The organism is Psychrobacter pacificensis (assembly GCF_900101915.1).
Lineage (GTDB): Bacteria > Pseudomonadota > Gammaproteobacteria > Pseudomonadales > Moraxellaceae > Psychrobacter > Psychrobacter pacificensis.
In genome coordinates this window covers 1-24,662 of the sequence record NZ_FNAL01000013.1, presented here as the reverse complement: position 1 = coordinate 24,662, position 24,662 = coordinate 1, and the positions used below count along the sequence as shown (strand labels likewise).

Annotated in this window: 21 protein-coding genes; 9 read left to right on the top strand and 12 right to left on the bottom strand. The window is 45.3% G+C overall.

Going from position 1 to position 24,662, the window contains the following annotated elements; genetic code table 11:
- The first annotated feature begins 152 nt into the window (after positions 1-152).
- The gene (locus BLR43_RS08835; protein ID WP_093070516.1) at positions 153-1,490 is read left to right on the top strand and encodes a PepSY-associated TM helix domain-containing protein; all 1,338 of its coding nucleotides are present in this window, start codon (positions 153-155) and stop codon (positions 1,488-1,490) included.
- 93 nt (positions 1,491-1,583) lie between these two features.
- Here the strand turns inward: BLR43_RS08835 and BLR43_RS08830 are convergent, their stop codons facing one another.
- From BLR43_RS08830 to BLR43_RS08815, 4 genes are all read right to left on the bottom strand, one after another.
- On the bottom strand, positions 1,584-2,354 hold the full coding sequence (locus BLR43_RS08830; protein ID WP_093070513.1) for an iron ABC transporter ATP-binding protein: 771 nt from the start codon (positions 2,352-2,354) through the stop codon (positions 1,584-1,586).
- A 75-nt stretch (positions 2,355-2,429) separates the two neighbouring features.
- Entirely contained in the window at positions 2,430-3,515 is a 1,086-nt protein-coding gene (locus BLR43_RS08825; RefSeq protein WP_093070511.1) for an iron chelate uptake ABC transporter family permease subunit, read from the bottom strand.
- A 114-nt stretch (positions 3,516-3,629) separates the two neighbouring features.
- Positions 3,630-4,607, bottom strand: coding sequence for an ABC transporter permease (locus BLR43_RS08820; RefSeq protein ID WP_071002159.1), 978 nt, complete (start codon positions 4,605-4,607; stop codon positions 3,630-3,632).
- A 199-nt stretch (positions 4,608-4,806) separates the two neighbouring features.
- Positions 4,807-5,844 carry a siderophore ABC transporter substrate-binding protein gene (locus BLR43_RS08815; RefSeq protein WP_093070508.1) on the bottom strand — a complete coding sequence of 346 codons (1,038 nt, stop codon included), beginning with the start codon at positions 5,842-5,844 and terminating at the stop codon, positions 4,807-4,809.
- A 511-nt stretch (positions 5,845-6,355) separates the two neighbouring features.
- Between BLR43_RS08815 and BLR43_RS08810 the strand changes: the two genes are divergently transcribed.
- From BLR43_RS08810 to BLR43_RS08800, 3 genes are all read left to right on the top strand, one after another.
- Entirely contained in the window at positions 6,356-7,315 is a 960-nt protein-coding gene (locus BLR43_RS08810; RefSeq protein WP_093070505.1) for an energy transducer TonB, read from the top strand.
- Between the two features lie 108 nt (positions 7,316-7,423).
- Positions 7,424-8,110, top strand: a complete 687-nt coding sequence (locus BLR43_RS08805; RefSeq protein WP_071002156.1) for a MotA/TolQ/ExbB proton channel family protein — start codon at positions 7,424-7,426, stop codon at positions 8,108-8,110.
- A gap of 50 nt (positions 8,111-8,160) precedes the next feature.
- Positions 8,161-8,562 (top strand): ExbD/TolR family protein, encoded by a 402-nt coding sequence (locus BLR43_RS08800; protein ID WP_071002155.1) that lies wholly within the window; start codon positions 8,161-8,163, stop codon positions 8,560-8,562.
- A gap of 200 nt (positions 8,563-8,762) precedes the next feature.
- On the opposite strand, the gene BLR43_RS08795 is transcribed toward BLR43_RS08800, so the two are convergent.
- Positions 8,763-9,296, bottom strand: coding sequence for a DUF2799 domain-containing protein (locus BLR43_RS08795; RefSeq protein ID WP_093070503.1), 534 nt, complete (start codon positions 9,294-9,296; stop codon positions 8,763-8,765).
- Positions 9,297-9,696: 400 nt separating this feature from the next.
- Here BLR43_RS08795 and BLR43_RS08790 point away from each other — a divergent pair, with 400 nt between their 5' ends.
- Complete coding sequence (locus BLR43_RS08790) at positions 9,697-10,299, top strand: hypothetical protein (RefSeq protein WP_071002153.1); 603 nt, start codon at positions 9,697-9,699, stop codon at positions 10,297-10,299.
- Between the two features lie 293 nt (positions 10,300-10,592).
- Positions 10,593-13,259 (top strand): type I DNA topoisomerase, encoded by a 2,667-nt coding sequence (gene topA / locus BLR43_RS08785; RefSeq protein ID WP_093070500.1) that lies wholly within the window; start codon positions 10,593-10,595, stop codon positions 13,257-13,259.
- Between the two features lie 82 nt (positions 13,260-13,341).
- Here the strand turns inward: topA and BLR43_RS08780 are convergent, their stop codons facing one another.
- From BLR43_RS08780 to lon, 4 genes are all read right to left on the bottom strand, one after another.
- A complete protein-coding gene (locus BLR43_RS08780) occupies positions 13,342-13,899 on the bottom strand; it encodes a superoxide dismutase family protein (RefSeq protein WP_093070498.1) in 558 nt (185 codons plus the stop codon).
- Between the two features lie 195 nt (positions 13,900-14,094).
- Positions 14,095-15,129 (bottom strand): META domain-containing protein, encoded by a 1,035-nt coding sequence (locus BLR43_RS08775; RefSeq protein ID WP_093070496.1) that lies wholly within the window; start codon positions 15,127-15,129, stop codon positions 14,095-14,097.
- 30 nt (positions 15,130-15,159) lie between these two features.
- The gene (locus tag BLR43_RS08770; protein ID WP_093070494.1) at positions 15,160-16,284 is read right to left on the bottom strand and encodes an META domain-containing protein; all 1,125 of its coding nucleotides are present in this window, start codon (positions 16,282-16,284) and stop codon (positions 15,160-15,162) included.
- A gap of 142 nt (positions 16,285-16,426) precedes the next feature.
- Positions 16,427-19,027, bottom strand: coding sequence for an endopeptidase La (lon, locus tag BLR43_RS08765; protein ID WP_227674140.1), 2,601 nt, complete (start codon positions 19,025-19,027; stop codon positions 16,427-16,429).
- A 412-nt stretch (positions 19,028-19,439) separates the two neighbouring features.
- On the opposite strand from lon, the gene BLR43_RS08760 reads away from it, so the two are divergent.
- Positions 19,440-20,801, top strand: coding sequence for a Na+/H+ antiporter family protein (locus BLR43_RS08760; protein WP_093070492.1), 1,362 nt, complete (start codon positions 19,440-19,442; stop codon positions 20,799-20,801).
- Positions 20,802-20,902: 101 nt separating this feature from the next.
- Here BLR43_RS08760 and BLR43_RS08755 read toward each other — a convergent pair whose 3' ends face one another.
- Positions 20,903-21,157 carry a hypothetical protein gene (locus BLR43_RS08755; protein ID WP_071002147.1) on the bottom strand — a complete coding sequence of 85 codons (255 nt, stop codon included), beginning with the start codon at positions 21,155-21,157 and terminating at the stop codon, positions 20,903-20,905.
- Entirely contained in the window at positions 21,157-21,873 is a 717-nt protein-coding gene (locus BLR43_RS08750) for a 5-formyltetrahydrofolate cyclo-ligase (RefSeq protein ID WP_071002146.1), read from the bottom strand. The genes BLR43_RS08755 and BLR43_RS08750 overlap by 1 nt, the downstream gene beginning before the upstream one ends.
- A 156-nt stretch (positions 21,874-22,029) precedes the next feature.
- On the opposite strand from BLR43_RS08750, the gene fumC reads away from it, so the two are divergent.
- Together fumC and BLR43_RS08740 are read left to right on the top strand one after the other, a co-directional pair.
- Positions 22,030-23,433, top strand: coding sequence for a class II fumarate hydratase (gene fumC / locus BLR43_RS08745; RefSeq protein ID WP_093070490.1), 1,404 nt, complete (start codon positions 22,030-22,032; stop codon positions 23,431-23,433).
- Positions 23,434-23,590: 157 nt separating this feature from the next.
- Positions 23,591-24,082, top strand: coding sequence for a hypothetical protein (locus BLR43_RS08740; RefSeq protein ID WP_093070488.1), 492 nt, complete (start codon positions 23,591-23,593; stop codon positions 24,080-24,082).
- Between the two features lie 272 nt (positions 24,083-24,354).
- Here BLR43_RS08740 and BLR43_RS08730 read toward each other — a convergent pair.
- Positions 24,355-24,662: IS30 family transposase (locus tag BLR43_RS08730; protein WP_143007424.1), on the bottom strand; the 308-nt coding region annotated here is incomplete at its 5' end.

Below are 24,662 nucleotides of genomic sequence, written 5' to 3'. Positions count from 1 at the left end.
TGGTTTGAGTCTAATCGTACTTATAGAGTCAGCTGTCTGTACATGGGAGCTGGCTTTTTATTGCCTACTGGCTTTTGGATTGGCTATAGCAGCAATGACGTGCTAACGGATAAATACCTACCCAAACAACATATAATAAAGAACCAAGACCAATGATTACATTCAATCCTCGTCAAGCCTGCTTGTGGATTCATCGCTATACGGGTCTTGTGGTGGCAGGCTTTTTATTGCTTGCAGGTTTGACAGGGGCGCTGCTCGCTTTTCATCATGAGTTAGATGACTTGTTTAACCATAAACTGGCGCGTGTCGAGGCGCAAAACACGCCGATACAGTCTGTCGCTGCGCTGCATGATAGTGTGATCCGTACCTATCCGCAATATGGTTTTTCAAGTTTGCCGACGACCATTGAGGCGGGCAAGTCAGCGGTGTTTTCGGTAGATAGATGGCGCGGCGGCAAGCCTACCACGCCTGAGCCTGCTTTTAATGAGGTTTATGTCAACCCTTATACCGGCGCGATTATCGGTACGCGTGATAAGGAGGCATGGGCATGGCACAATACCATGTGGAAGGTATTTTGGCTGCATCGTGATTTATTGCTGGGTGATATTGGTAAATGGGTCTTGGGCATTGTCTCGCTAGTTTGGACGATTAATTGCTTTATTGGCTTTTACTTAACGTTTCCTCGAGCAGTCAAATCGAGTCAGTCAAAACAAGTCTCTAGCAAAAAACGCGCCTCGCTGTTTAAGCGCTGGCTACCTGCATGGAAAATCCGTACTAAGACCAATACCTTTAAGCTTAACTATGATTTGCATCATGCTTTTGGTCTGTGGCTATGGGTGATGCTGTTTGTCATCGCGTGGTCGAGCGTTGGGTTTAATCTAAAACCCGTTTATCAGCCTGTGATGCAGGCAGTGGTCGGACTGACGCCAAAAGAAAGAGGGCGACCGCCAACCAAGCCTGAACCGAATAAAACAGTAGAAAATCAGGGTAGGGCAGATAAGTCTATAAACTCAAATACGACTGTTAACGATAGCCGCAATACAGCGGATGCCATTGCTCAAGCAGTCAATAAGAGCAACAGCATTGCCTATCTGAGTGCACAAGCCGATATTGCGGCGCGGCAGAATGGCACGGCTGTACAGCAGTTATTGGGTATCCGCTGGGTTGCAGAGGACGAGCAATGGCAAATGCGTTTCAAAACAGATAGAGATATTGGTACACACAGCGGCGCGTCATCTATTACGGTTGATGCTGCCACAGGAGAGGTTGCGCGTGTTAGTTTTGGTTATCAAAGCGGTTTTGGTAATAAAGTAGACCAATGGCTGTCAACGCTGCATATGGGACATGTAGGTCAAGGTTGGAGCCATCGACTGTATCAAGCATTTTTGGCAATGATTGGACTGGCAGTTGCGGTGCTATCAGGGACAGGTGTGTATCTATGGTGGAAAGGCCGACAGCAGCGTTTAAAGGCGTTGCAAAAGCTCAAATAGATATTAAAACATAAAATTGATGTGCTCAATATAGTGCTAGTACCAATGTACTAGCATTATATTGAGCTTTTTTACATAAGAAGAAGTGGGGTTTTACACCGTATCAACAATCACAGGACGACCCTGATGATTGAGCACAGTCACATCGACATTGTATAAATCTTTCATTGTCTCTTGAGTAATAACATCAGCAGGGCGACCAACAGCCATCACTTCTCCTGCTTTCATTGTAACGACCGTATCGGCAAATTGTGCTGCTTGATTGATATCATGTAGGACGATCACCACGGTTTTTTGCTGGCTGTGGCTAAGCGTACGTAGCTCACGCATGAGTCGACCAGCATGATACATATCTAGGTTATTGAGTGGCTCATCAAGCAATAGATAGGGCGTATCTTGGCAGACAATCATCGCAATCAGCACGCGCTGACGCTGTCCACCTGATAGCGTTGACAAGAAACGCTCGGCAAGTGGCTCAAGCTCAAAGCGTTCGAGGATTTCCTGTACTTTTTGCTGATCTTCTGCGGTTGGTTGTCCTTGATGATAAGGGTAACGACCAAACATCAGCAGCTCATGCACGCGCAGTCGTCCTTGTACATGGTTGTCTTGTCCGAGCATCGCGACCGTCTTGGCAAGTGTGCGCGCCTGACAACTGACAATATCACGTTCCTCATTATCTACAGCGAAGCTCACTTGCCCAGCCTGTAACGGTTGCAAGCGAGCCATGACAGAAAACAACGTCGATTTTCCAGCGCCGTTAGGCCCAATCAAAGCAATGACCTGCGCCGTTGGTAGGGACAACGTAATGTCATGCAAGATTTTTTGTTTGCCAATATGGTGAGAGATATTATTCAGTTTAATCATAATCGTCTTATTTAAAAAGTCTTAGGGCTTTCTTTATCAACAGCATCAGCCAAATAAACAATGTCGGCTAAGTCGTTATAACGAACGGCGCTGGGACATAAATATCAATGCCAAGAACACGAGGCCACCTGCGAGCTCTATCACAACGGACAATACGCCTGCCATATCTAGCACTTGCTCAAAGAGTGTCTGACCCAACACCAAGCAAATCATAGCGACCAAACTGACCAATATCAGCCGCTCAGTATGATACATGTGTCGAGCGATACGATTGGTCAATGCACAAACCAATAGACCAAAGAAAGTCACTGGACCGACCAGTGCCGTGGCTGTGGCGACTAGCACTGCGATAACAGTTAATAGGCCAAATGCCAGACGTTGATAATGGATACCAAGGTTAATGGCTTGGGCTTGTCCGAGCATCAGCACATCGCATTGGTAGCGCCAGCGCCAGACAAACACCGCAGTGATGATACAGATAAATAGGCTAATGCCTAATAGCTGAGGATTGACCGTATTGAACTGCGCGTAGCTAGCGGACTGTACGACCACAAAATCATCAGGGTTAATCAGCCGTGCAATGAGTGCTGATAAACTGCGGAACAACACACCAAAGATAACGCCCACCAATATCAAGCGTGTCAGATCCTGACTGCTTTTAGAAAATAATAGCTTAAATAATAATAAAGATGCCCCAAACATCAGGACAATCTCTAGCGTGAACTTGGCAATAGGATCGAGACTGGTAAAACTAATCGCCCCTAAAAAGAAAACCAGTAAGCTTTGTAGCAAAACATAGAGCGAATCAAACCCGAGTAGGGAGGGCGTTAGAATTGGATTGTGAGTCAACGTTTGAAACAATAACGTCGACACGCCAATCGCATAGCCAACCACCATCAGTGCCAGCAGTTTTTTGCCGCGTAGCGGTAGCGCAAAGTCCCAATAGCCATTGACATTGAGTGTCATAAACAAGGTCATCGAGATCAGTAGAATAATAGCTGCAATGGATTTCGGATGCGCAGCTATCCATGCCCAAAGCTTTGCCAACTGACCTTGGGCAGCAGCTGAATACTGACCATCTGCTGCAGATGAGTTATCTATCGCTGTGTTGGTTTCCGTAGAACGAGCCTTTGTGGCACTAAGCTTAGTTGATGAGAACATAAATAAATCCTATGATGCCAAGCTTATCTAAATAAGGCAAAAAATGAACGACGGTAAGTGAGTGGTTAATCGATTAAAGATTGCTGTTTTATTATTCAGCTTTACTGCTTAGTCTTATTGCTCAGCTGGCGCGCGCAGTAATAGCCATAAAAACAGCACTGTACCGACCACGCCAAATATGGTGGCAACAGGCACTTCAAATGGATAGCGAATCGAGCGACCGATAATATCGCACAGCAATACTGCCGAAGCACCAAGTAGCGCGACTGCAGGCAAGCTACGACGCAACTTATCTCCCATCAGTCGGCTCACAATGTTTGGCACGACGAGGCCAATAAAAGGAATCATACCGACCGTCACGACGACAACGGCACTCATCATGGCCACCATCCCCACACCAATCCACGTCACTTGGCGTTTACTAATACCTAAGTTCAAGGCGATATTGTCACCCAAACCAACGATGGTTAGCTTATCGGCGATGATATAGGCGAGTACACACAGCGCGCCCGTGAGCCACAAAAGCTCATAACGACCTGCCAAGACGCCTGAGAAATCCCCAAACTGCCACACGCTGAGCATCTGTAGCGATTCGGTTTGATAGGCGATAAAGGTAGTGACTGCTTCGATAATGCCGCCGAAGACAATACCAATCAGTGGAACCATCAAAAAATCAGTCGGCGGAATACGGTGAATCAATAGCATAAATAGCATCATGCCGAATACAGCGGCGATGGTCGCTACGCTCATCTTCACAATGAGCGCACTGGCAGGAAATAGCAGACTGACTACCAGCAAACCGAGCGCGGCGCTTTGGGTAGCACCGACCATGGACGGCTCTACAAAGCGGTTTTTTAGCACCACTTGGATGATCATTCCCGCCACTGCCATCGCAATGCCCGTCAAAATAATCGCAACGGTGCGCGGGATACGGCTGACCAGTAGTAGCGAGCTATCAGAGTTTGCACTATGACTAATGATACTTTGTAAGATACCCGACCACGAAAAGTCAGCCACACCAATAGATAAGCTCAATAACACCAAAAGCCCCATGATAATGAGGCTTGCGGTGTTGATTAACCACGGTGGCATGGCAGCACGTCGATATTTCGAGCCTAAAGTATGGCTAGCGCTTCCTTGCCAATTTGATACTGGCAGAGAAGCGTTAGGTTTGAGCCTAGCACGAGCACGGTGTGAAAATAACGACATAATCTTTATTGGCTTAAAAATGAGCAAGGTTAACGGTAATAATTACCTACTTGTGCAATAATCGCTTGTATAGAGAACGACGTTATTTAGCGTTAGCAAAAGCATCTTTAATCGTTGTGAGATCCTGCATCCATTGGTAATAGCCACCAAACGCTAGGTAAGAGTCTGGGCTTAGATAAACCACTTGCTGCTTGCTCCAAGCGTTGGTTTGCGCGACCAGCGGATTGTCCAATACGGCTTTGGCACCGATACCATCTTCACCAATCGCGGCGCTGCGATCGATAACAAACAACCAGTCTGGGTTGGCTTTTTGGATATATTCAAAAGAGACCGGCTGTCCATGAGGGGCATCGGCAATTTGCTTATCTGCCATTGGCACATCTAGCACCGTATGGATAAACCCGTAACGAGATTTATCGCCATATGCTGACATTTTATTGCCATTAACCATAACGACCAGACCAGTGCCTTTATCTTTAGTGACACCCTTTGTCTCGTCAATAAGCGTATCTATGTTTTGTTGCAATCTAGCGGCCTGATCGCTTTTGCCAAACAACGCACCCAAATCATGCAAACGCTGCTTACTCGACTCATAAATATTAGCCGTGTCGATAGACATATCCAACGTCGGCGCGATGTTTGACAGCTCATTATACTTTTCTGCCATGCGTGAGCCCACCAATATTGCTTGTGGTTGCATGGCATTCAATGCCTCAAGATCTGGCTCAAACACAGTGCCGACCGCTTTTGGTTCAGGCTGCGTTTTTGAGTGTAAATTGTCTAACAACAAACTGCCTGGCATACCGTCAACAGCCACATCTAGTGCTGCCAAGTCTTGCATCAAGGTCATGTCATAAACCACCAACGGTGAGGGACTCATTGCCAATTCAACATCACCCTTAACCGTATTCACCGTGATTTTTTCAGCAGAGACGGCATCGTTATTGGCCACGTTTGACGACTCATTGGCCGTTTGATTGGTAGCTGTAGCATCAGCGGTGTCAGTCTCAGGCGAGCTACAACCTGTCACACTGATAGCAGTGACTAGAGCTGTCATCATCAATAATGGACGTTTAAAAATAGGATTAGTACGACGGTGTGATAATGGGGTAGTAGACATAAGGGACTCGGTATATCAGGATGTTTAAGCAGTCTGTTAATAAGACAACTGCACAGGTAGCACAATAGAAATAGAAAATGATGAGAGCAGCTGGGCAGAGTAATGCTCATATCAAAGGGGTGCCGATAGAGCGCCTGTCAGTTTTACTCTCTAGCCTTATTCTTTTGGGTTGAGCGTTTTATGGTTTGGATATTTTTATGGGTATCAGTTTTTGATCATGATACGGAAAAACCAAACAGCCGTTATGATAAAGTAGTTGAGACTCATTATCAATAATAATAATGATAATGATTTTTATTGACGATAAGTATTTATCTAAAAGACTTATTAAAAAAGCGAGCTAAATACGGGCGAGATGGCAGTAATGCTCAATAGTTATAGGACATCTGTCAGAGATAAGAGGCAATGAGTTCACAAAGCAAAGAAAATATTATAAATTATTATTGATAATAATTATCGTTTGCATTATTATCAACGCCATTCCACCTCGGATAATAAACATTAGGCTGTTATGAGTTCAACGGATTTAGAGACACCACCAACCAGATTGATACTGCTATCTCTTCTCGTAGTAGTAGGGCTGCATGTACTCACCGCAGTCGCCTTGGCGGTGATCAAAACGCCCAAACCACAGCCTGCGCCAAAAGAAGATATCACGCCTGTCGAAATAGAGTTTGTGACGTTACCTGCTAATAATGCAGTAGCGAAAGTAGAAACGAAAGAACCTGTGCAGCAGGTCAAAAAGGTCACCGTCAAAAAAGAAGTGCAACCTAAGCCTGTACAAAAGCCAAAAGCAGAGCCACCGCCTAAGAAGCGTGTCGAGACACCTATAGAACCAGCGAAGCCTGTGGTGAAAAAAGTATCTGAAACACCGCCAATCATCGCAACCGAAAAAACATCTACTGAGAGTAGTCAAAAGCCTGTACCAAAAGAAGCAGCACCCAAAAAGATCAGCCCAGAACCGACAGTTGATACATCAGCTGCTGATGAACAGCGCAAAGAGGCTGCTGCTCGAGCCAAAAAAGCCGCTCAAGAAGCACAAGACAGAGCAGCGCAAGAAGCCAAAAGAGTCGCGGATGCTAAGGCTGCGGCACAAGCAAAAGCTGCTAGAGAAGCAGAAGCCGCCGCCCAAGCACAAGCCGCTAGAGAAGCTGCTGCTCGAGCACAGAGTAATGAGCCTGTAAGCTTTACTGCGAGCGCTGCCAATTGGGCCTCTGCGCCAAACTTTAGCTTTCCTGATCGTGCGGCACGTAGAGCGCGTTCAGGTGATACGCTCAACGTGGTATTGGTATTGCGTGTCAATAAACAAGGTGGTATCGATAGCGTGCGAGTGGCGCAGTCTTCAGGCAATACTTTGCTGGATAAAGAAGCCCAGCGTCAAGTACGCTCTGGCAAGTTCAAACCCTTTACCAAGAATGGCGCACCCGTGGTGGGCAATGTGACCTTGCCGATCAGCTATGCGGTTCCTTAAGTATTTATATTTTATAACAACGTATTTATTGATAATCTTTCATAATAAGACAAGGCATGATACTCATTTTAGTAGCATGTGATGGCATAAAACATTAAGGAGTCTGATATGGACTTTATGCAATACTGGCAGATCAGCGACATGGTGACAAAGACGTTATTCTTTTTGTTACTTGCGTTATCTATTCTCTCTTGGGTGACAGGTATCGTCCGCGTATTGCAAAGTCGCAAACTGGCGACCAGTGTAGCAGATGACTTGAGTCAACAACTACAAGCAAAGCAGGCCGATTTGGTCGGCTCCGATGCTGCCGCTCGTCGTTTGGTCACTGAACAGACGTTACTCAAGCACATAGGGCGCTACCGTTTTGCCAGCGAGCGCGGCTTACCTATTCTTGGAACGACGGCAGCGATCGCGCCATTTATCGGCTTATTTGGCACGGTGTGGGGCATTTTCCACGCGCTGCATAATATTGGTATGAGTGGACAGGCAGGATTGGGACAAGTGGCAGGCCCCGTTGGTGAGGCACTAATTATGACGGGTCTTGGTATCGCTGTGGCTATTCCAGCTGTGGTGTTTTACAACCTAGCAGTACGTATCAATCGCCGTGTGATGTATCAAGCCAATGATAGAGCACATGATCTGTTGTCCGGGTCTGCTGAGCCTGTGCCATCGTCTACTAGCCCGAATGCGGGCGCAACATCGGTGCAGGCGGTTAAAGGCAATCGCTCAAATACTATCGATGCAGCAGTAGACACGCAGCAAGCGCGCCACTACAGCAGCTCTGTGGCAGAATAAAAAAGCACCTCTTGGTGGCATGACAATAAACACAAGTATTGAGAATAATTATGGCATTTCAACTGGGTGATGATGACGTTCAAGGTATGAATGAGATGAACCTCATTCCGCTTATCGATATCATGCTGGTATTGATGATTATCTTTTTATTGACAGCGACCGTGCTGAATCCGACGGTTCCTTTAGATTTGCCAAAGACCAGTGCTGAGGTCAATCAAACGCCGCCAGAAGCCATTCAAATCAGTATTGATAAAGACGCGGGGATATTTTGGGACAGCGATCCCATCAGCATGGAAGCGCTAGAGGCGCGTTTGCAGGAGCAAGGCGCAACCGGCAAAGATCCTTCAGTACAACTGCGCGCCGATAAAGAAGGTAAGTATGATACGGTCGCTCAGGTCTTGGCGGCTGCCAGTCAAGCAGGACTTACCAAGATTGCCTTTGTCAATGAATAATAGCAGCGATAAACGGTAGTAAGTAGTAATAAGCAGCGAAATGCAACGTCCGTTACAGCAAAAAATTGTCGATATAAATCAACAAGCCAATGAATAGCACGAGCGCCATAACAATAATAAGAACGATCAAAATAATAAGCTTCTCTCCGACCTCAGTGACGACTTAAACCTCAAATTAAGTCATCACTGAGGTTTTCTTTTTACCAGCCATAGCCAAATGGACGGTAGCCAAAGCCCAGATGTCCGTAACCAAACGGATAAGGCGAGCGCAAGTAATCCAGATCGCGCTGACGGATATAGTAGTAGCGTCCTTGAGAGTAAGCTTCTTCTAATTTCTCAATACCTTCTAATGGACAGACTGGCTGCCAGTCATAGCCTTCGCGACCGAGCTTATAAGCGTTCAGCTCGGTACAGTAGTTTTTGAGACCTTGCTGTCGTCCTTGCTCCCACTGTATGCGGTTAGGACTGGCGCCTCCGACACTGGCGCAGCTGTTGGTATAGTGCCCGAAGTAAGCCCCTGAACGACCTTGTAGACCATCGGCATAACCGACTTCTTGCCAGTTACTGCTTTGACATTGCTGCGGGGTCAGGCTTTGGGTAGTGGCACAGCCTGACACTGTTAGTACGATTGCGCCAAGTGATGATAAGCTTATGCCAGTGTTGCTCAGGAGTTTACCTGTCAGCTTGCTAGCGATATAAGCGCTTGACGAGTTTGACTTAATAAGATAATTCATAATAAACCTGCGCGCGTTTAAAATTATGGTTTATCATAGCACTTTTTTACGCCGACCACTTTTTGTATCTGGTTTTTGTATGTGGCTATGCTACTGATGATTAGGCACGCTAAATGTCTGATTTAACAGTATAACTGACAAATAAAGAGTGAGCCATATAGCCAGTTTTTGAATAGTAGTTGAGTGGCAGTGCTTGATTTTTGCGGGTTCGAGCTCATTATAAGTCTTGCTATATCGTTATCTGTCATGTGAGTAGCAGCCAGTTCACGTTAACGATTTATAGGATAGTTATTTATAAAGCCGTTATTTTTACTGTTGGCGTAGACAGCGGTTATTAGCCGTGGCAGTTATATTGATATTGTTTAGCATCATTTTTATTTAGTTAAAAGGCCAGAGCATCATGGGAACATTGATTGGCGTTATCATTGTACTATTCGTCTTAGGGAGTATGATGGCGCTCAAACCGAATGGTATCGATCAGCGTTTAGACAAGCTGCGTATGACCGCACGCCGTTTGCAGCTTAATCCAAAGCTCGTTGCTTGCCCTGATTGGATCAAAGGTCGTGATAATGAATATGGCCGCGGTATGCTTGGACAGTATTGTCTGATATTAGAAGAGACCAAACTGCCGCACACACGCTATCAAGTGATCGATGGACAATGGCGACCAGATAGCAGTTTTGTTGATACCAGCGATGATGCAAAAACACTCCATATTCCAAGTGCCATTCGCTCTACGCAAAGCAGCAATAATGTGACGGTGAAAAAAACCGATTTTAGTTTGGACAAAGCACCATTAGAGCTACCAGTGAGCATTGAGCCGTTTGTTAAAGGGCTGATGACCAAGGCCAATAGCATTATCATTTATTGGGAAGACATTGCTTACGTGCGCCCAAACTCTAATCCCACGTATCATCAGCAACGGATTGAGGCAGATCTGTTAGTGCTCAAAGCCAATCTTGAGAAATGGGCGATACAAATGCAAAAAGACGCGAGAGGCTAGTAAAGCGCTTTTTTGTCTCCATTAAAGGGCGATATGCAAGTAGTTTTTCATATTCAGTTTATTTAAAGTTGACAGTTTAACGCTTAGCAGTGTAACGTCTTTATAACTATATCTTTATTTTATGGTTATAATTTGTTTTATAACCTTTTTTATCAGCAGCTACTATTACTATAAATCGCTGAGTCATGGCCAACCCCTGATCATCAGTACCCATAAATTACTCTGCTACTGACTGTAATGTTACTTTCAATCTACTTATACTTTTAATCACTTATATTATGGTGTCGTCAAATATGGCAAAAACCACAACCAAAAAAACCGCAGCATCAGCTGCTGACAGCCCAAAGGGCAAGTCTTTGGTGATTGTAGAATCACCAGCCAAAGCAAAAACCATTAATAAATATCTTGGCGATGATTTTATCGTACGCTCGAGCATCGGTCATGTCCGTGATTTACCAGTTAGTGCAAATAAAAGCGCAAAAAAAGCAACCACGACCAAAAAAGATGACAGTCTGACCAAAGAAGAAAAAGCACAGCAAGCACTGGTACGCCGCATGGGCGTAGATCCAGAGCATGATTGGGCGGCGGTCTATGAAGTATTGCCAAACAAAACCAAGGTCATCAAAGAGCTCAAAGCACTGGCCAAAGACGCTGACAAAATCTATCTGGCAACGGATATGGATAGAGAAGGGGAGGCGATCGCTTGGCATCTAAAAGAAGTTATCGGTGGGCCTGATAGCAAGTATCAACGTGTGGTCTTTAACGAGATTACCAAATCAGCCATCCAAAATGCCTTTAAACAACCCTCAAAGCTTGATATCGATCGCGTCAATGCTCAGCAAGCGCGCAGATTCTTGGACCGTGTCGTTGGCTTTATGGTATCGCCACTATTATGGCAAAAGATTGCTCGCGGACTATCAGCAGGCCGTGTGCAGTCAGTTGCTATGCGCTTGGTTGTTGAGCGTGAGCATGAAATTCGCGCGTTCATTCCAGAAGAATACTGGCAAATCCATGCAGATACACATGTCGCTCATGATAAAACCAAAAAAGCCTCAGATGCGGAGCAAATCGGTATCCGTTTAGAGGCTACCAAACAAGGCGGTAAAACGCTAAAGCTTGGCAATAAAGAGCAAACCGATAAAGTGCTTGAGATACTCAAGGCAAGCGATTTTATCGTTAAAGAGCGTGAAGAGAAGCCAACCCAGTCACGTCCAAGTGCGCCTTTTATCACCTCGACTTTGCAGCAAGCCGCCAGTACACGTTTGGGATTTTCTGTTAAAAAGACCATGATTTTGGCGCAGCGTCTATATGAGGCGGGTCACATCACTTATATGCGTACCGACTCGACGTTCTTGTCTGGTGATGCGCTCGCGGCTGTCCGTGGTCATATCGAAGACAACTATGGCGCAAAATACGTGCCAGAAAAGCCAAATTTTTATGGCAATAAGCAAGGCGCTCAAGAGGCGCATGAAGCGATTCGTCCTTCTAATGTCAACTTAAAGTCAACGCAAATGAAAGGCGTTGAGCGTGATGCCATACGTCTATACGAGCTAATCTGGCGTCAGTTTGTGGCTTGTCAGATGACGCCTGCCAAATATCTATCAGTCAATCTTTTGGTAGAGGCGGGTAATGTCGAGCTAAAAGCGCGCGGCCGTACGATGACTTTTGATGGCTATACTCGTGTTATGCCGCCGGCCAAAACTGATGATACGCTGCTCCCTGATGTCAAAAAAGGCGATAAGCTCACCCTAGATAAGCTCGATCCAAGCCAACACTTTACCAAGCCGCCACCGCGCTATACTGAGGCAAGTCTTGTCAAAGAGCTTGAGAAAAAAGGTATTGGTCGTCCCTCGACTTATGCCTCAATTATCTCGACCATTCAAGACCGCGGCTATGTCAAGCTCGAAAACAAGCGCTTGTTTGCCGAAAAAATGGGCGATATCGTCACCGATAGATTGACCGCAAGCTTCCCAGATTTGATGGATTATACCTTTACTGCTGCGCTTGAAGACAAGCTCGATCATGTCGCCGAGGGTGAGCAAGATTGGAAAGACGTGCTCGATAATTTCTATGGTGAGTTCAAAACCACCCTTGAGCATGCCAAAGGCAAAGATGGCATGCGTCCGAATGATCCAACCGACGTGCCAGATGTGCATTGCGATATTTGCGATCGTCCGATGCAGCTGCGTACAGGCTCAACAGGCGTATTCTTGGGCTGTACTGGCTATAACTTGCCGCCAAAAGAGCGCTGTAAAGGCACCAAAAATCTAATGCCAGTTGAAGCATTTGCCAATCTAGATGATCCAGAGGGGGATGATGAAACGGCAGAAGTCAAAGATTTGATGGAGAAAAAACGCTGTCCGAAATGCGGCACCGCAATGAATGGTTATATCGTTGATGGTGGTCTCAAGCTACACATCTGCGGTAATAACCCTGATTGTGACGGTTATATTCTAGAAGAAGGTAAGTTTGAAGTACCAGGCTCAGATGCGCCAACCATCGACTGTGACAAGTGTGATGGTCAGATGGAGCTAAAGACAGGTCGCTTTGGTCCGTATTTTGCTTGTCAGAAATGTGATAACACCCGCAAGGTACTAAAAACAGGCGAAGCAGCACCGCCGCGTATGGATCCTATTCATCTACCAGAGCTAAAATCGACCAAGCATGATGATTACTTCATTTTGCGTGAAGGGGCGGCAGGCATGTTCTTAGCGGCTTCTAAATTTCCAAAGGTGCGTGAGACTCGTGCGCCCAAGCTCGCTGAGCTACGGGAAATAAAAGACAAGATGGAAGACAAGTTCCAATATCTGTTTGAGGGACCAGATGAAGATCCTGAGGGTAACCCAACTATATTACGTTGGTCACGTAAGAAAAAAGAGCAGTACATCGGCTCTGAGAAAAATGGCAAGGCCACTCGTTGGGGTGTTTACTGGCGTAAAGGCGAGTGGGTAGAAGAGTAACTACTTTTCTACCGGTCATAAAAAAACCTCTTAACCATATACAATATAGTTAAGAGGTTTTTTATGGCTAATATATATAGTATTAGTTCATCTCGATAATACCGCAAGCAACACGGTCACCTGATGCGCCTGATGGTTGGCTGGTATAATCGTCAGCGCCAGCATGTACGATAAAGGCGCGGCGATTCACGCTATACTTACCTGCTTTATCGGCCGTGATTTTTTTGTTCACATAGTTGATAGTAGCGACGCCATCTTCATTGGCTGTCAGGTTAGGTAGGTCACCTGCATGACCATTCATATCATCGGGATTAGAATGTGGTTTGTTGTTAGGATTGAAGTGACCGCCTGCCGCTTTACCCATATCAGCACAGCTACCTGTCTCATGAATATGTAGTGCAACCGTTTGGCCCGGCTGTAGATTCATGAGCTTACCGTAGACTTGTACACCGCCGTCGACAGGACGCAGGAACATCTGTCCGACTTCGTTTTTATCACCGCTCACCGCTTTGATGGTAGATTTTAGTGCTGGCTGATTGACAGGATTGCCTGTTTGCATTTGACCTTCGACCGTTTGGCAACCAGTCATGGCTAACGCTGATCCGCATAGTAGGGCACTTGCAAGCATTGTCTTATTCATTATTATCTCCAGTTATTTTATTCATTATTTAGAACGTAGTTAAAGTCACAAATATCTGTATTTATTGTTCTGTTAGAGCGCGTATCGATATTTGTTAACATCATCGTCAGTATAGCCAAGCAAACCCTATAGTTATTCATTAAATGCGCAACAATCGGTTAATAAATGTAAGTAACGTATGGGTTTGAAAATGTATTAAGGGATTTTCTTTGGCTCATTTTTCCAAATTAATGTTTCGCCTGTTGCCATGGTTTGCAGTAGGTTATAACGTGGATAATCGCCTGTATTACCTGTTGCTGATTGTAGCTGCATACTTAACGTCAGGGTGCTGCTGCTTTCCTGCATAAAGTTAAATAGTGTGGTTTCAATGCGATTGCCTGTTTCGCCGCAGCCCATCATTGTGCTGATAATCATGCCAACCTTTAGCGTATTATCGTCAAGTAGAAAATAAGGTGCACCAGAGCCATTGCAATTCGAACCAAAAGAGATGATTGAATTTTCAGATTGACTAAAAATCTCGAATGAAATAGGATAATCAGGATGATAAAAATAACTAATCGGTTCTCTATTCATCAGCTTTCCTTGCTCGTCATAATGATTGGCAACCGCGCTTTCCAAATGCCACTTATAGTTAGCTAGCAGTTTAGTACTGATTGGTAACCCTATCGGTGGTGAAAGTAGCGGTTTTGCCATCCCTGTAAAGATAAGTTGGTTGCCATTTTCCATAGTCAGTGCAAGGCGCTTTGGCGAGGCTATGGTATCGTCCTGTGCTGTTAGGGATGTTGTAGGTAGTAACTTAATCCCAAACATATACGTACCATAGTCCTCAAACAACGTGCGAATATTATAGTCATCAGTACTGCTGTTCGTACAGGTCGCAGGTAGCTGTACAATATAGCTGCTATAACTGAATGGGGGTGCACCAGAGAATAGGTCGATTTTATCGTGCGTACAGCCCTGATAAAAATGCAGTCTACCTGGATCAATAGCCAAACGTATGGGGTTTGTACTTTGGATAGGGATAAGCTGACCATCATCTCGCGTCACTTCTGACAGTTGCCAGTTGTAGCCACTACTCCATTGCATGACTTGATTCTTTGGAATATCAAGCGTATCGGCCTGTGTGGTACTGTACGCTACGGATACGGTATTTTTACTCGTCGATTGACAGCCTGATATGGCAAGCACAGTACTGCAAAATAACGCGCTGGCGAGCATCAGTTTTTTCATGAGGGTGTCCTTTTTTCAGTGTTGAATGGCTTATTTATTTTTTTTGATATTTTTCCAAACCAACATCTCGCCAGAATCTAGCGTTTGGGTGAGTAAGTAGTTTTGCTCTGACTGCTCTATAGTTGCCTTTGCCTTATTATCCGCGTGCGTTAAGATCAGTCGACTCGTGCTATAGGCCATCATACGTCGAAGCCGTGCCTCAATGTCATCAATAGCGTCACCGCAGCTCATCATTGTGGAAGGAAAACCGCCAGTGAGTAAATTCTGATTGACAGAAAGGGCATAAGGCCCACTAACGCCGTTGCAGCCAACAGAGATACCAAAGCTTTGACCATATATACCTGACTCAAAACCATTTTTTTCGTCACTTTCATCGCCACCATAGTTATCTAAACTATAGGAAAGGGTGATGGGCTTTTCTGTCTGCGTAAATTCGCTCATGACGGCGCCTGTTTGGTCCGTCACTTGTAACAGTTGCCAACGATAGCGCTCTAATAGTTCATTGGTGAGTAGTATGCCAGCTACGGGGCGTTCAGGTTTAGGCGTGCCCGTAAAGATTAGGGTTTTGCCCTTATCCGTTCTTAAAGACAGCTGTTTTTCCAAGGTTTTGGTAGCACGTACTGACTGAGGCAGCGCGGGAACAAATGTAAAATTCGTTCCTGCATAAGGCTTAAAAGTTGCGTTTAATAGATGTGCTGTATCGCTAGGGATGATTGTATTACCGCGCCAATCTTGGGTAGTTGCTTGATATATCGCAGTGCAGTCAGCAGCCGTGACTGGTGATTTAGTTGTATCTTGTATTGATGCTTGTGTATAAGGATAAGGTAGAGGCAGCCACATATCAAAGGACACGATGTATCGGTAACAGCCGTCATCAAAAGTTAACAGGTCTGGGCGAACGTCCATCATTAGCGGCGGCTGAAGGTTGAGGCGTGTGAGTTTGCCTTTATCATTACTAACCTGTGTTAATTGCCAGTTATAGCCTGTGATGGTTTGAAACAGTCTGGGTTTGAGGGTAGCCGCTGACCAGTTTTTATCGTCAATGACGGTACTGGTTTGCGCTGAATGATTGAAGTTGTTTGTTTGGCAACCTAGTAGGGCGAGAGGTAATAAGGCGCTTATTATCGCTAAAGGCATCCGTGAATTATTTGACATTATAATTTCCAATAAATAGACATTTGTCTGAAATATATCACAAGATTCTAGAGAGATTGTTGTTTATTATTGCCAAAAAAAAGCCGCCCATCATAGTGATGAGCGGCTCTTATTTTTTAAGCATTGACTAACGAATACTCAATTAGTTGTGTAGCGCTTTGCCTGCTGTTTTATCAACCGTCACTTTTGCAGGCTTAAGCGGTTTTGGCATATCTACCAAAGCAACCTTTAAAATCTCTTCAATCGTCGCAACTGGCTGAATGGTCAAGCCTTCTTTAACATTATCAGGGATATCGGCCAAATCACGCTCATTACTTTCTGGAATCAAGACATGCTTGATGCCGCCGCGATGCGCTGCCAGTAGCTTCTCTTTGAGACCACCGATACGTAGGATTTTGCCGCGCAAGGTGATCTCACCTGTCATGGCGATATCTGGACGAATGGCAATACCTGTCAAGGCAGAGACCAGTGCAGTCGTCAATGCACCACCAGCAGAAGGACCGTCTTTTGGCGTGGCGCCTTCTGGCATGTGCACATGGATATCTGTGGTTTTGACTGTCTCATAGTCAATGCCAAGACTGTCACCGCGAGCACGCACCACACTCATCGCCGCACGAATCGACTCTTTCATCACATCGCCAAGTGAGCCAGTGAAGCTAAGCTCACCTTTACCTTTCATAGCGACCGCTTCAATAGTAAGCAGCTCGCCGCCCACTTGTGTCCACGCAAGACCAGTGATACGTCCAATCTCAGGCTCTTCTTCCGCCAGACCGTAGTCATACTGGTGCACACCTAGATAGTCATCGATGTTCTTGTCATCGACGGTCACTAGCTGACGTTCCGCTTTTTTCGGAGCGCGCGCGCCATGAGTCTCAACCGAACCGCGAACGACTTTACGGCAGATTTTATTGACTTCACGCTCAAGGTTACGCACACCCGCTTCACGCGTATAGCTTCGTACGATACTGTGTAGGGCCGCTTCAACGATTTCAATTTCACCTTCTTTAAGGCCATTATTCTTGATCGCTTTTGGCACGAGGTATTTCTGCGCGATATTGACCTTTTCTTCTTCGGTATAACCCGGCAGACGAATGACTTCCATACGGTCAAGTAGCGCAGGTGGAATATCCATGCTATTGGCCGTACAGATAAACATCACTTGCGACAAATCTAAGTCCATATCTAAATAATGGTCGTTAAAGGTGTCATTCTGTGATGGGTCCAATACTTCAAGCAATGCTGATGCTGGATCGCCGCGGAAGTCTTGCGCCATCTTATCGATTTCATCCAATAAGAACAGTGGGTTTTTGACTTCTACTTTGGCCAGTGACTGCACGATTTTACCCGGCATCGCACCGATATAAGTACGGCGATGACCACGAATTTCCGCTTCATCACGTACACCGCCAAGCGCCATACGGACAAATTTACGACCCGTTGCGCGCGCAATCGACTCACCCAATGAGGTTTTACCCACACCTGGAGGGCCGACGAGACACAGAATCGGACCACGCAGTTTTTTCACGCGTGATTGTACGGCGAGATATTCTAAGATGCGGTCTTTAACATCTTGTAAGCCATAATGATCTTCGTCTAAGACCGTTTTTGCCTTGTCTAGATTGATTGAGACTTTGGTCGTCGCATTCCACGGCGTATCCAAAATCCACTCAATGTAGTTGCGTACCACTGACGATTCGCTTGATGCAGGTGGCATCATTTTGAGCTTTTTAAACTCTTGCTCCGCTTTTTTGCGCACATCGTCTGGCAAGTCAGCATCTTCGAGACGCTGCTCTAGCTCAGCGACATCATCTTCGCCATCAAACGCGCCATCATTGAGATCTGATAGCTCGTTTTTGATCGCTTTCATCTTCTCATTTAAGAAGTACTCGCGCTGATTGTCTTCCATCTGCTGACGGACCGCATCTTGAATATCTTGCTCGATATTTTGCTCAGCACTTTGCTTGACCAGATATTCCGTCAAGGTGTTGATATGCGTTTTGATATTATTTTCTTCTAAGAACGACTGTTTAACATCCAAATCCATTGACACGCGGGTTGAGATGAAATAAACCAGTTCAAGCAAATCATCGATGCGTTTGGCCACGCGAGTTAGCTCACGGGCATTACGCAGACGCGCATCCGCATAGCCTTCAAACAGGGTGGTCAACGCCTGAATAGTGTTTTTCTTCTGGCTCTCATCCATGCTGACATCAAGATCAGCACGCTCAAATCTCGCCATCAATAAGTCGTCATGACTTTCGATATTGTCGACACGGGCGCGATATTGACCTTCGATGAGTACTTTGATGCAGTTCTCATCGCTATCGTGCGGCATGGTGCTGACGATGCGGCACACCGTACCGTATTGATACAAGTTGTCTTGATCAATGTCTTCGGTCAATGAGTCTTTTTGGGCGACGACCAGTACTTTGTTGCCATACTCAGCTTGTGCCAGCTCAACGGCTTTCACCGATGGCGCACGTCCCACAAACAAGGCAATCTGCATGTGCGGGTAGACAACCACATCTCGCAATGCCAAGAGTGGCAAGTAGCTTTCATCTTGGTTGTCGTTTACATCTTTATTATTAGAGTCAGTGTTATCAAGACCAGTGTCTGTCTCATTGGTTGACGCCGCTTTTTGTGCTGCATTCGACAAGGCCTCTGCCTCATTGTTGTTTGTAGCAGTAGATGAAGCGTCGACATCAATGTCGATATTGTCTTGGGTAATTTTATGTTCACTCATATATTTTTCCTCTTTCCCCGGACTTGTAAAGTCAAGTTCGTGGTTCATGTCTAGATAAATGGTGTCCGCATATAAAATTGCAAGTCTCATTGGCAAAGATGCACAGTTATCTTTGTTAAATAGTGCGACAAACGCCGACGTTTCAGTGCGGTTATTGGATTAAAAGTTGGATTAAAAATGCTGTGTCTGGATTAAATAAGTAAAATCTCACCATGAGATAGCGAGAGCGTGTGTGAGATGCGGGTGTCTAATCGGTTCTATACGTAGGCTTTATATCCAAAATAAGGTAAACTGGCGCCCGTCTAAAAACAGGGGTTGTTAGGGCAGTATTTTAGACATCATAGCGCTAGTCATCAGTGTTACTATTCATCAGTCTCAATGAGACCAAGTTATAAAGAGCAAGGGGCAATACATGGCCATCAATGCGGTACTGCTGGCAGTTATTATTATGCTAGGACTGTCACTTTCGCGCGTGCACGTGGTGCTTAGTTTATTAATCGGGGCGCTGGCAGGTGGATTGCTGGCAGGGCTTGGTATTACCGATACGTTAAATGCCTTCCAAGAAGGTATCCGTAATGGCGCACAGATTGCGCTATCTTATGCCTTGCTAGGGGCGTTTGCCGTGGCGATCGCGCACTCGGGATTGCCGCAGTCATTGGCAGGGGCGGTGATTAGACGCATTGATGCCGCGGGCACGAGTGGGATGATTAAGTACATGCTGTTTGCAGGTCTTATTACCATGAGCTGTTTTAGCCAAAACCTAATCCCCATTCATATTGCCTTTATTCCACTGCTGGTACCGCCACTGCTTTTGGCGTTCAACCGTATGCAGATAGATCGCCGCCTGATTGCCTGTCTGATTACCTTTGGCCTTGTCACCACTTATATGTTTATACCGTATGGGTTTGGTGATATTTACCTCAATCAAATTATGCTAAAAAACGTCGGTGAAGCGGGCATTGATGTTGCCAATATTTCTGTGGTGAAAGCCATGGCAATTCCTGCGCTTGGCATGCTCATTGGTCTGCTGGTCGCGGTATTTATAAGCTACCGTAAGCCGCGCGAGTATCAGCAGATTGCGATAGATCAGCAAGCGCATGATGCCGTCGTAGAAGGCGATGCATTAAGTAAAACAGCCGCTGGCGCTCAGTCGCAAAGCAAGCTAAAGACGCTGGTTGCATTGGCTGCGATCGTGACGGCTTTCGTCGTGCAGCTATACACTGATTCGCTACTACTTGGCTCGATGTTTGGCTTTGGCGTGTTTATGGCGACAGGCGTGGTGAAATGGCGTGATGCTGATGGTGTCTTTAATGACGGTATCAAGCTGATGGCGATGATTGGCTTTATTATGATTACCGCGCAAGGTTTTGCTGAAGTCATGAAAGCGACAGAGCAGATTCAGCCACTCGTTGATGGGGCGGCGTCACTGTTCGGTGGTAATAAAGCGATGGCAGCCTTTATCATGCTCTTGATTGGTTTGATTGTGACCATGGGTATCGGCTCGTCCTTCTCGACCATTCCTATTTTGGCCGCGATCTATGTGCCGCTATGTATCTCTTTAGGGTTTTCACCGTTAGCAACCGTTGCTATTATCGGTACGGCTGGTGCGCTTGGTGATGCCGGTTCTCCTGCGTCAGATTCGACATTGGGTCCCACATCGGGTCTTAATATTGATGGTCAGCATGATCATATCAAAGACAGTGTGATACCGACTTTCTTGCATTACAACATTCCGCTGCTGGCCTTTGGTTGGATCGCAGCGATGGTGCTGTAGTAAATGATTTGAATGATTGGGTTTGATAGGAGAGGCGAGTATAAACAATCACTATACTCGCCTTTTTTCGTTTCTATTAATTGCTCAAACTGCCTATATTTTTAACAATCTTCATCAAAATCCTCAATCTCACCGTTCAAACTGCTCAAAAACGCATCACTTTGCGCGAGCAGCTCATTTAAGCGTTCTTCATTGACTAATCGTGTCATCTCATCAGTGCTAAACGGCTGCTCTTGACTGTAATAACGTTGCTCTCTAGCGTCCTCATTGCCTAATGTTTGCAAATATTCATCCACACTGTCTGCACTGGAAACAGCAGCGCTAGAGTCTTTTTCAAATTGTTCATCGTCTTTCATTAAAACCACCTTAAGCCACTTGGCGTAATTAAGCCATCTAATGGCACATCCCACGGCTGACGCGCTAATTGTTCAACCACTTGAAAGTCATAACACCAGCCAATTTTTAATGGTTTCTTGGCCCCTGAGCGATAGCTTTTGCCAAGCGTCGTATCATAAAAACCGCCACCCATGCCCATACGATTGCCGTGTTTATCTACCGCGACTAACGGACAGATGATCATATCTAATTCTGACGCCCAGAGCAGAGCGCGGCTATGATTTTGTTTCATGCCGAGCTGATGAATGCGAGTGGGGAGGTTGATTAGTTTTGAGTGGTAAACAGGTACAAAACGCAACCGTTTATCATCACTGCCATTACTAGTACGACCGAGAGAACCAACGACAGGTAAATAAGGAGAATAGCCTAAGCATATGCACCAATCCAGCAGTGGCTGAGTGGGTAGCTCGCCAAATCCATCATAATATAGCCCAATACGTGCATTTTTTGATAGCCGCTGCTGTAATTTGCTCAAATGCAAGCTCGCTGCTTGCGCCATATTCCTACGCGCGCCATCACTTAATTGACGACGCTGGCGAGTGAAGTGCCGTCTGGGTGGATTACTTAGCGTAGGTTCTTGTGAGTTAAGCATTTTTGACTCAGTGGGCATGGTTTCAGAGTGCATAGGTATCTTATCCAATGACATATCAGATTGATGAGGGGCGCTTTTAGACATTCGTTTTTAGGCATTGACCAAAGCGATTTGTGAATATTCAACACGTCCTAGTCATGCTATCATAATGCCACTTTATATCGTATTCTCCTTTATGTGCAGCGGATGTTGCATTTTTTAGAGCAGTCATAAAACAACAAACCATCAAAGAGGGTAGTTATGTCGACACAGAATCAGGCAACTCGTACCGAAAAAGACACCATGGGTAACGTAGAAGTCCCAGCTGATGCCTATTGGGGCGCGCAAACACAGCGTAGCCGCGAAAACTTCAAAATCGGTGGCGAGACTTTGCCGCGTCCAATGATTGAAGCGATGGCACTGGTCAAAAAAGCCGCTGCGATTACCAATGCAAGCCTAGAGCGTATCGAAGGTGACAAGCGTGATCTTATCGTACAAGCCGCTGACGAAATCATCAATGGTGGTCTGGTTGATCAGTTCCCATTGGTCGTATGGCAGACGGGTTCAGGTACACAGTCAAACATGAACATGAACGAAGTGCTTGCTAACCGTGCTAACGAAATCGCGGGTTCTGAGCGTGGCAGCTACACGCCAATTCACCCAAATGACCATGTGAACCATGCACAGTCTACCAACGACAGCTTCCCAACGGCGATTCGTGTCGCTGCTGCGCGTCAGATCAATAGCCTACTTATCCCAGCGGTCAAAGCGCTACGTGATACCTTAGATAAAAAGTCCAAAGAGTTCGATAGCATCGTCAAAATCGGTCGTACACATTTGCAAGACGCGACGCCTTTGACCTTAGGCCAAGAGTTCAGCGGCTATGTCAGCCAACTTGACCACGCGTTAGTACGTATCGACAACGCGCTACAAGGTCTATATGAGTTACCACTAGGCGGCACTGCAGTAGGTACTGGTCTAAACGCCCATCCTGACTATGCAGTAAAAGCAGCTGAGCAACTAGCGACTTTGACGGGCTTGCCATTTGTCACATCCCCAAATAAATTTGAAGCACTAGCGGCTCGTGATGCAGAAGTATTTGCATCAGGCGCACTAAAAACACTAGCCGCTAGCTTAAACAAAATAGCTAACGACGTACGCTGGCTCGCCTCAGGTCCTCGTTGTGGTTTGGGTGAGTTGACGATTCCTGAAAATGAGCCAGGCTCTTCTATCATGCCAGGCAAAGTAAACCCAACGCAGTCAGAAGCAATGACCATGGTTGTCGCTCAGGTCATGGGTAACGACACGACTATCAGCATGGCTGGCGCCTCAGGTAACTTTGAGCTAAACGTGTATAAGCCTGTGATCGCATTTAACTTGTTGCAATCTATCAAACTGCTTGGCGATGCGTGCAACAGCTTCAACGAGAACTGTGCCGTCGGTATCGAGCCAGTAAAAGACAAAATCGATGACTTCTTGCATAACTCATTGATGCTAGTGACGTCATTAAACCGTCATGTTGGTTATGAAAATGCTGCAAAAATCGCTAAGACGGCGTATAAAGAAAACAAAACGTTGAAGCAAGTGGCGGTTGAGCTAGAGCTATTAACCGAAGCGCAGTTTGATGAGTGGGTCATTCCTGCTGATATGGTACATCCTAAGTAAGCTATCTAATAGTTTTTTAGAATAGTAAAAAGACCTTGTCATGTGGCAAGGTCTTTTTTTGTTTTAGAAGTTGGCTCTGTTCTTTGTATATATAAGCCAGTAAGATGTGTAATAATGCAAATTTATAGATACCTTCAGTTGTTTAGGTGAGATAGTTATGTATCAACATTTACCAAATATATGCTACGAGTGTGGAATACTGCTAAATCAAGAAAGCTTAACAAAAGAGCATGTACCTCCTAAATGTTTTTTCCCTAAAAATGATAATTTTTCTTTGATTACTGTGCCTTCATGTATTGAGCACAATGGCGGTAAGTCTAATGATGATGAGTACCTTCTACAAATCATATCTCTTCAAATTCTAGCTAATGAAAAAGGCCAAAATATTGCTACAAACAAAGCTGTCAAGGGTATATTAAGAAATAAAAAGAGAACTAAGAGTTTAGCTAGCAACGCAACCCTAGTCTATGTTGATGAAGAGAAAACAGGGCAACTCAAACCTACTTTTGCATTCAAGTTCGATGAATTTAAATTCAATAATAGTGTGTCTTCTATTTGTAAAGGTCTATACTACCACGAGTTTCATAAGGTCTTTAATGGAGACATTGAAATTTATAATAGATCTCTTGCAAAAGTACCAGTTCATTGACTTCCACTGACGGAGTTACAAGGGCTGGCGATGACTTATGCAAGAAGTCTAATGAGTTTCAAATATCACTTGATGACGACTCAATACACAAAAACCAAGAATATGAAAAAAATAGAATTTCGATAAAGAAAAACTTTTCTGACGTCGAAAGAAAAGGAAAAAACCAAGAAATTTTTTACTACCAGATAATGAAGCTACCGAAGGGTTTGGGTTTTTCTCTTGCTATTAGGCTTTGTTTTTATGAAGCTTAGATTAACACACCAAGTGCAACGCTAATTAATATTATAGAACGCCTGCATAGGCGTTTTAAACCCTAATCGTTTTCTTGGTCTGTTGTTTAGTTTGTTCTCAATGTCCTGTATTTCATTATCAGAGACTTGTCTAAAGTCACAACCCTTAGGCAAGTACTCTCTGATAAGGCCATTGGTATTCTCGTTGGTTCCTCGCTGCCATGACGCATAAGCATCGGCAAAGAAGAAAGGGCTAAAGAGCTTTTGTTTCACCTTCTTATGCTGAGCAAACTCTTTACCATTGTCAGAGGTAATGGTCTTAACCTGCAACCTCACTGGCGCTAAGAGTT